Raw genomic sequence first — 575 nt, forward strand, 5'->3', positions numbered from 1 at the left:
TCGGTCTGGCCGTATACCATTACCGTCTTGCCCCCGGTCAGGGCCTTGAGGTCCAGGCGCTGACGGCGGCCGCCAACCAGCAACTCGACGCCCTCATGTACCAGGCCTTCACTGTCCATGCGCTGCGATACGCCAGCTTCGCGCAGCAGATCGACGGTGCCTTGCTCCAGTACCCCGGCGCGAATGCGACCGAGCACGTACTCTGGCGTCTGGCGCTCGACAATCACATTGTCGATGCCGGCCTTGTGCAGCAGTTGGCCAAGCAGCAGGCCGGACGGACCTGCACCAATAATTGCAACCTGAGTTTTCATTGTTGTTATCTCTGTTCGGACAATGCCGGCCCCGCACTGGCAGTGGGTCGGCATCTGCTGTTAGGGTTTACCCTTGCATTTTTACTGGCAAAAACTGCCATAGAAGTGTGTTATTCCATGCAAAATCTGCACTTTTAAAAAATTCGTTCGATTAACGGACAGGCCAACCCGCATGAAATCCACCCTACCCGGCGTTCCCTTGTTCAAGTTGTACGGCGAAAACCAGGCCTGGCCGGGCACCGACCTGCTGCACTGCGAGTCGAT

1 protein-coding gene and 1 pseudogene are annotated in these 575 nt (G+C 57.2%); one reads left to right on the top strand and one right to left on the bottom strand.

The window, feature by feature from the left end; genetic code table 11:
* Nucleotides 1-311: FAD-dependent monooxygenase (locus tag HP547_RS29255; RefSeq protein ID WP_172288999.1), on the bottom strand; the 311-nt coding region annotated here is incomplete at its 3' end.
* A gap of 172 nt (nt 312-483) precedes the next feature.
* Between HP547_RS29255 and HP547_RS29260 the strand changes: the two are divergent.
* Nucleotides 484-575, top strand: a pseudogene (locus HP547_RS29260) (AraC family transcriptional regulator); the annotation flags it as partial.

This window comes from Pseudomonas sp. CM27 (assembly GCF_013179515.1).
GTDB lineage: Bacteria > Pseudomonadota > Gammaproteobacteria > Pseudomonadales > Pseudomonadaceae > Aquipseudomonas.